The organism is Lactiplantibacillus sp. ME-2, assembly GCF_022549155.1.
Taxonomy (GTDB): domain Bacteria; phylum Bacillota; class Bacilli; order Lactobacillales; family Lactobacillaceae; genus Lactiplantibacillus; species Lactiplantibacillus plantarum.
On record NZ_JAKZEQ010000065.1, the window covers coordinates 1 to 6,959 of the forward strand.

Here is a 6,959-nt window from a genome sequence, read left to right on the forward strand (position 1 = left end):
CAAAATTCGAGGTGATGGCTCAATTAATTTTGCCGGTCTGTTATTGGGTGCTTACGTTCTTTCCTAAACCGTTTAAAAGTGTACTTAAAACGATTATCCTCAGATTATTCGTCTTAAAACGGTCGGTATGTCCCTTGTTCAGAGCCTATAATAAAGATGTGTTCACGGGGTATTGGATTGGTCATGACAGTAACGAATGCGTTTAGTTTAAAGGATGTTGTGACAGGCAGAAGTTAATGTCGATCAATACGCTGTGATGAATTTTAACGAGAGAGGGGCAGATTAGGAATGATTAGGTTATATACACAATCAAGCTGTCATTCTTCTAGAGTTGCACGGCAATGGTTGGAAGCACATGGGATTGAGTTCAAGGAGAAAAATTTTAGTGTTGATTCGCCCACGGTGCAAGATCTAAAACGTATTTTGAGTTTAACCGAACATGGTGTAGACGATATTATCTCAGCTCGATCTAAAGACTATCCTGAAATTGCGCCTAAGTTACCCGAAATGCCATTGAATGAGGCACTTAAATTGTTGTGTGATCATCCGAAGTTGTTACGTCGGCCTATCATCATTAGTGATAGTAAAATTCAAGTTGGCTTTAATGAAGATGATATTCGCCAATTTATTCCACGACCAGTTCGGCGACTAAAGTTCAATGCATTGTTGAGTCGTCTAGATGGTAATACAGGGGATCACATTATTAATAAAAGGATGGTCGAGTAGTAAGCTATATCTAAGATTTTTTGTTAATTAAAGAGCGACAAGCTAGACTTACACGATATGAGTCTAACCTGTCGCTCTTTAGTTAATAACCATGAGACGGCATCATCATTCTTTATAACAAAAATAATATCGCGCTGGATAACATCCGGTCAAAATATTAATCACTGATAATATCAGCAATATTCATTCCCAGAGCATTAGCCACGCGTGTACCGTAGTTTTTGTCGGCCTCATAAAATTGCTTGATTTCGAGTTTTTTGACACCAGGCAAAGTAACTTGGCCTAACGCATCTTTGATAGTATTAATTAAGCGTTCTTGCTCGGGTTCTGACATTAAGCGATATAGGTCGCCTGCTTGAGTTGTGTAATCAACTTGATAGCGATAAGGCTGTGCGCGTGTTTCACCACGAACAGAATCAGGTGAAAGTGCGGCATCCGGCATCTCTTCTGGCCCATGCAGTGCATTAGGCTCGTAGTTGACCTCAGCACCTTGATTATTAATTTTCATGTAACCATCACGTTCATAATTATGAACTGGAACAACCGGCTTGTTCACGGGTAAATCTTCAAAGTTGGCACCTAACCGATATCGCTGTGCATCTTTATAGGAGAATAGGCGACCTTGTAGTAATTTGTCGGGAGATGGTTCGATACCAGGAACAAAATTTGCTGGCGACATGGCCGCCTCTTCAATATCGGTAAAGTTATTAGTGGGATTCTCATTTAAAGTTAGTTTGCCGACTTTAATTAGTGGATAGTCTTTGTGGGAGATGACTTTAGTGACATCAAAAATGTCCCATTTATAGTTTAGACCTTCCTCATATGGCAAGATTTGGACATACATCGTCCATGATGGGTAATTTTTTTCTTGAATTGCATCATATAAGTCATCTTGTAAGTAATCTAAATCTTGGCTCATTGCTTTTTCAGCTGCTTGAGCAGTCATATTTTTAACGCCTTGGTCTGAGATGAAGTGATACTTAACCCAAAACTGTTCGCCATTCTGATTAACCCATTTAAAAGTATGGGAACCGTAACCATTCATGGTTCGATAGGACGCAGGAAGACCTCGGTCGCCCATTAAATAAGTGACCTGGTGCAATGATTCTGGAGAATGAGCCCAAAAATCCCATTGCATATTTTGCGTACGACGGTTCGTTTTAGGATCCCGTTTTTGTGAATGGATGAAGTCAGGAAATTTTAAAGGGTTGTTTACAAAAAAGACCGGTGTGTTGTTTCCAACGAGATCATAATTGCCTTGCTGAGTATAAAATTTTAAGGCAAAACCGCGCACGTCTCGAGCGGTGTCAGGATAACCTTTTTCACCGGCAACTTGTGAGAACCTTAAGATTACGGGAGTTTTCTTACCGACACCATTAAATAAGTCTGCCTTAGTATATTCCCCCATGTCGTTTTCAAGTTCAAAAAAACCTTTTGCTCCGGCCCCCTTAGCATGAACGACCCGTTCTGGAATTCGTTCACGATCAAAATGGGCTAGTTTTTCCAAAAGATTATAGTCTTGCATTAATACGGGACCACGAGCTCCTGCCGTTTGGGAATGTTCATTGTTAGCCCATGGTTGGCCGGTTTCCGTCGTTAATTTTTCCGTCATTTTAATCGCCCTTTTCACGTAAATTACAAGAAAGCTCTTGCACAATTTAAACGCTAACACCTTAACAGAGTGACTTCAATCATTATGCACAGTTAAGTTAATCGTTCATGTGGCGTAGTTTAATTTTAATCAGCTATCAAGCTGTTTGATATTTTCTAGGCCACCCGGAATCGTCACATGAGAAATAGTAGCGACCCATTTATTAAATAATGTGTTATATTTGTCTATCATTATCGATAATTGTAAAATGATAATTATAAGAAGTAATCATTTATGAATCGGCTTAAATATTCGTGTAATTCTATTATTGTATTTAAGCGGTTTAATAAGTCTAGGAGGGATTTTATGCATTGGTTATGGGTTTTGATCATTGGTGCTATTATTGGTGCAATTGCAGGTGCTATTACTAATAAAGGTAAATCGATGGGGTGGATTAGTAATATTATTGCCGGATTGGTTGGATCTGCAATTGGGGAAGCTCTTTTGGGATCATGGGGACCACAATTAGCCGGAATGGCAATTGTTCCTTCAATTATTGGTGGTGTGATTGTTGTTGCGATAACCTCATTTGTTCTGACACGGATGGATTAGTAAGGAGATGATTGCGATGATTAAAAGCATTTTAAAGTTTTGTTTAGCTGCAACCTTAATCGTAAGTGGTGTTCTTATTGGTGGGACCGTACTTACTGCTAAGGGAATTGATAACTTGGGTGATAAATTACAAGATAAGTTACATGGATAAAAATTAATTTTACAATGAGCCACTGATGGGTGTACTAGTTGACCTGTTAGTGGCTTTTAGTATGAGTAATATCATTGAGTTCAAGGAACTAAATCAAGAGCGACGATTTTAAACTACCTTCAATCGAATAAAAGTAATATTTACTTTTATTAAGAATGAGGGTATGATTAAAATCAAAAAAAGAGGATTGGCCTATGTCTAAACTTATTGCGAAAAATGTTTTTCAGTTGCCAAAAATGAATTTATTAGTGCTGACTACATCGGCTTTCTTATTGGCCTTAGACGTTATTTTATACAAAATTGCTATCGGACCAGCGTATTTTCAATTATCTTTTGGCTTTTTGTCTATGGCTTGTATTGGTTATCTATATGGTCCCATTTGGGGTGGTCTCTTGGAGATGATCTCCGATATATTAAGCTTTACTATTTTTGGTTCCGGCGCGTTTCAGATTGCCTTTTTGTTAACTGCATTTTTAGGGGGATTTATTGACGGTTTGTTTTTATATCGTAAATCAGTCAATTGGTTATCCGTTGTGATGACGCAAATACTTGTAATGATTTTTGTTAGTTTGATGATGGACTCATGGCTAATTTCAGTGCTATTTGGCACTAATTTTAAAGTGTTATTGTTGGGAAGATTGGCACGCGTCATCATTCAGATACCATTACAGGTGATTGCTATTTTTTACTTCATTAAGGCGTTAGAAAAACGACACGTTTTTGATAGAATGAGGCTTAGATAATATCGATGGATGCTACAAAAAGAGGTTGAACACGGTATGAAACGCGCTACAATCGTTAAACAAATAAGTCTAACTTTTCTATTGCACTTCAAGTCTAGTTCAACCTTTTTTAATATTAACTGGCCTTATTATGACTGCGGAAAAACAATTTGGGTATCGATGGTTGAGTTGGTACCCAGCAAAATAAAAGAGCGGCTATGTGGTGGGCATGATAATTCCCTTAGCAGCTAAATTGCGGACACATTCTGCTAAGTAGCTGGCGTTGTGTTCTGGATAGATTGGTGTTGTTAATGCAATAGGAGTGAGGTGATCATAAGGCGGGCAAAACTGCCCACGATAATTTGGATCATACCATATTTTATTAGGATGATAGCCGCGAAGTTGCATTTCATCCATCACTAATACATGAAATTGATACAACTTGTAAGGGGAATATTTGAAAACATAATTAACGGTTGCATGATTTTTACCCCAACCATTGCCTCTCAATGCGGCAAGCTCACGGTGTTGACCTAGTAATTGTTGTCGTGGTAATTGATGGATTAATTGTTCATGCCATAGACGCATAGGCCACACTCCCTTATCGAATTTTAAAATTAACAGGTGAATATTAAAAGGACCAACTCATCATTATGATGCCGAATATACTGATACTTTTGAACGGGTGATGATTGTAAACGACGGATAGTTAAAGTGAATATTCGCAATTATTATAGCATAGCGAATTGATCAATAGTTTAGTACAAGATCAAAAAAACGGCCATAGCAACAACTGATATGATCAAACATTCCTTAGAATGCTTACCTTGAAAGTTGGGTTGAGTAATTAAAAATAATATTATTTTATGTTGTGCTAGCAGCAGTTCTTAATTTTGATCACAGCGGTGTTTGATAGATGTTTGACGGTATGCAAATAAAATTATTGTTCTGATAAAAGGAATCAATGATTAATAATCTTGAGCGTCATTTTTCGAATCATGGCGTTTTTATATTACAATGGTCCTAGAAAAAGTAAAGTTATGGAGGCGATTAAATGAGTGATTTGGATCAGACAAACAACTATCGATACGTCATTGTTGGTGGCGGAATGGTTGCTGGCTATGCCATCAAGGGAATTCGACAGGAAGATCCAGAGGGCGCAATCTTAGTTATTTCGCAAGAGGCGGATGTTCCGTATGAACGGCCGGCACTGAGTAAAAAGCTATGGCTAGATGATGAGTTTACTGAAGAGAACATTCGGATTGGTGCTGAAGATTATCCTAATGTGACTTTTAAGTTCAAGACAACGGTTACGGCTATTAATCGGCAAGATAAGGTCATTACATTGACTGATAGTGAGCAAATCAAGTATGAACAGCTATTGCTGGCAACTGGCGGAGAACCTCGACAAATCCAGGGACCTGCTGATCCACATGTGCTAGTCTTTAGACAGTGGTCAGATTATCGCAAGTTACGTAAATTTAGTGGTCCGAACAAGCGAGTTGTGATCATTGGTGGTGGATATGTTGGTACAGAGCTCGCATCGTCACTGACTCAAAATGGGACTAAAGTTACGATGATTTTTCCAGAAAAAGCGCTGGGCGAGGGTAAATTTCCTGAGTCCATTCGGGCTGAGTATGAAGCAACGTTCAAACGTAATGGTGTCACACTGATGAGTGGTCAGTTTGTCCAATCATATCAACGCCAAGGTGATCATTTGACTCTATTGACAAAGGATGGTACGGCGATCGCAGCCGATACGATTATTGTTGGGTTAGGTGTCACGCCGCGGATTAGTTTGGCTGAAGATAGTAGTTTGGATTTAGCTGATGGTGGTGTGAAAGTTGATGAGTATCTCAATACTAGTGACCCAGCCATCTGGTCTGCTGGAGATATTGCCTCTTATCCAGATCACATCTTGGGTCGGCAACGGATTGAGCACGTGGACCACGCCCGACTTTCTGGTGAATTAGTTGGCCGTAATATGGCAGGTGCTCACATGAGCTATCAACATACCCCATACTTCTATTCCATGATTTTTGATATTTCCTGGCAAGCAATCGGTAATATTGATCCTAAATTGCAATTGATTTTTGATCGGCGAACGCATGGATCGCTTGTTTATTTCATAGATGCCGGTAAGTTAGTTGGTGTTTTAGTTTGGAATGTTAAGGTGAACCTTGATGATGTTCGCGCATTGCTTGCGAACGCTCCAGCCACGGATGATTTGGTAGGTTCCATTCGAGAGCAAGAGGGATAGTATCTGGATGAGACATTTGCGCTATTGTGAATGTACGTCAGGACAAATCGACCATCATTAACGATGGTTCAGTAACAAATGAAAAGTCAGCCGTAAGTTATTTTGCTTACGACTGGCTTTTATTTTTAATGTCTAAAATTATAAGGCGCTAATGAAGCGTTGTGCGATTTCGAGTGGCCGGGTGATGGCGCCCCCGACAACGACCGCGTGGCACCCTAAGTCAAGGCAACGTTTCATCTTCTCGGGCGTATCCACCTTACCTTCAGCGATAACAGGGCGTGATGTGGCTTGGAGGACTTCCTTTAAGTAGGCGAAGTCATTATCAGCAATGTTGGCACCAGTCGTGGCTGGTGTGTAGCCGTGCATCGTGGTCCCAATAATATCAAACCCTAACCTATCCGCTACTTTGACGTTCTCGATGGTATCAGTATCAGCCATCAAGAGGGTATCAGGGAATTCTGTTCGCATGGTGGCCACAATCTCCGCCAATTTTTCACCGTTAGGACGCGGCTGACCCGTGACATCGCAGGCAACTACGGCACAGCCCGTAGCAGCAACGGCTCGCATCTCTTTGATTGTTGGCGTGATGTAAACAGGTGAGTCGGGATAGTCGACTTTGCTTAAACCAATGAGCGGTAGATCAACTTCGTCTTGAATGGCCTGAATATCAACAACGGAATTAGCGCGAATACCCGCGGCCCCAGCTTCCTTAGCGGCAAGGGCCATTCGTGACATAATAAATGAACTATGCAGTGGTTCATTAGGTAACGCCTGACACGAGATAATTAATGATCCCTTAACTGTATTTAAGAATGTATTTTTCATAAAAAAGACCGCTTTCTACTAGGGTCCGTCTGAAAACTACTTAAGTAAGATGCAAATTGAGGCAATGTAGAC

The 6,959-nt window shown here is 40.1% G+C and carries 8 protein-coding genes; 5 read left to right on the plus strand and 3 right to left on the minus strand.

Annotation, left to right across the window (positions count from 1 at the left end; translation table 11 throughout):
* Positions 1-288 precede the first annotated feature (288 nt).
* Positions 289-726, plus strand: a complete 438-nt coding sequence (locus MMY95_RS14665) for a Spx/MgsR family RNA polymerase-binding regulatory protein (RefSeq protein ID WP_003642927.1) — start codon at positions 289-291, stop codon at positions 724-726.
* A gap of 157 nt (positions 727-883) precedes the next feature.
* Here MMY95_RS14665 and MMY95_RS14670 read toward each other — a convergent pair whose 3' ends face one another.
* A complete protein-coding gene (locus MMY95_RS14670) occupies positions 884-2,338 on the minus strand; it encodes a catalase (protein WP_104796035.1) in 1,455 nt (484 codons plus the stop codon).
* 345 nt (positions 2,339-2,683) lie between these two features.
* On the opposite strand from MMY95_RS14670, the gene MMY95_RS14675 reads away from it, so the two are divergent.
* The 3 genes from MMY95_RS14675 to MMY95_RS14680 all read left to right on the plus strand — a co-directional run bounded on the left by MMY95_RS14675 (position 2,684) and on the right by MMY95_RS14680 (position 3,823).
* A complete protein-coding gene (locus tag MMY95_RS14675; RefSeq protein WP_003643582.1) occupies positions 2,684-2,929 on the plus strand; it encodes a GlsB/YeaQ/YmgE family stress response membrane protein in 246 nt (81 codons plus the stop codon).
* 16 nt (positions 2,930-2,945) lie between these two features.
* Positions 2,946-3,080, plus strand: a complete 135-nt coding sequence (locus MMY95_RS16015) for a hypothetical protein (protein WP_003643581.1) — start codon at positions 2,946-2,948, stop codon at positions 3,078-3,080.
* A gap of 194 nt (positions 3,081-3,274) precedes the next feature.
* Positions 3,275-3,823: a folate family ECF transporter S component gene (locus MMY95_RS14680; RefSeq protein WP_003646218.1), complete on the plus strand. Its 549-nt coding sequence runs from the start codon at positions 3,275-3,277 to the stop codon at positions 3,821-3,823.
* A gap of 195 nt (positions 3,824-4,018) precedes the next feature.
* Here the strand turns inward: MMY95_RS14680 and MMY95_RS14685 are convergent, their stop codons facing one another.
* The gene (locus MMY95_RS14685; RefSeq protein WP_003642922.1) at positions 4,019-4,390 is read right to left on the minus strand and encodes a TIGR02328 family protein; all 372 of its coding nucleotides are present in this window, start codon (positions 4,388-4,390) and stop codon (positions 4,019-4,021) included.
* Between the two features lie 466 nt (positions 4,391-4,856).
* On the opposite strand from MMY95_RS14685, the gene MMY95_RS14690 reads away from it, so the two are divergent.
* Complete coding sequence (locus MMY95_RS14690) at positions 4,857-6,062, plus strand: FAD-dependent oxidoreductase (RefSeq protein WP_003646217.1); 1,206 nt, start codon at positions 4,857-4,859, stop codon at positions 6,060-6,062.
* Positions 6,063-6,200: 138 nt separating this feature from the next.
* Here the strand turns inward: MMY95_RS14690 and MMY95_RS14695 are convergent, their stop codons facing one another.
* A complete protein-coding gene (locus MMY95_RS14695; protein WP_015641133.1) occupies positions 6,201-6,887 on the minus strand; it encodes an N-acetylmannosamine-6-phosphate 2-epimerase in 687 nt (228 codons plus the stop codon).
* Positions 6,888-6,959: the final 72 nt, after the last annotated feature.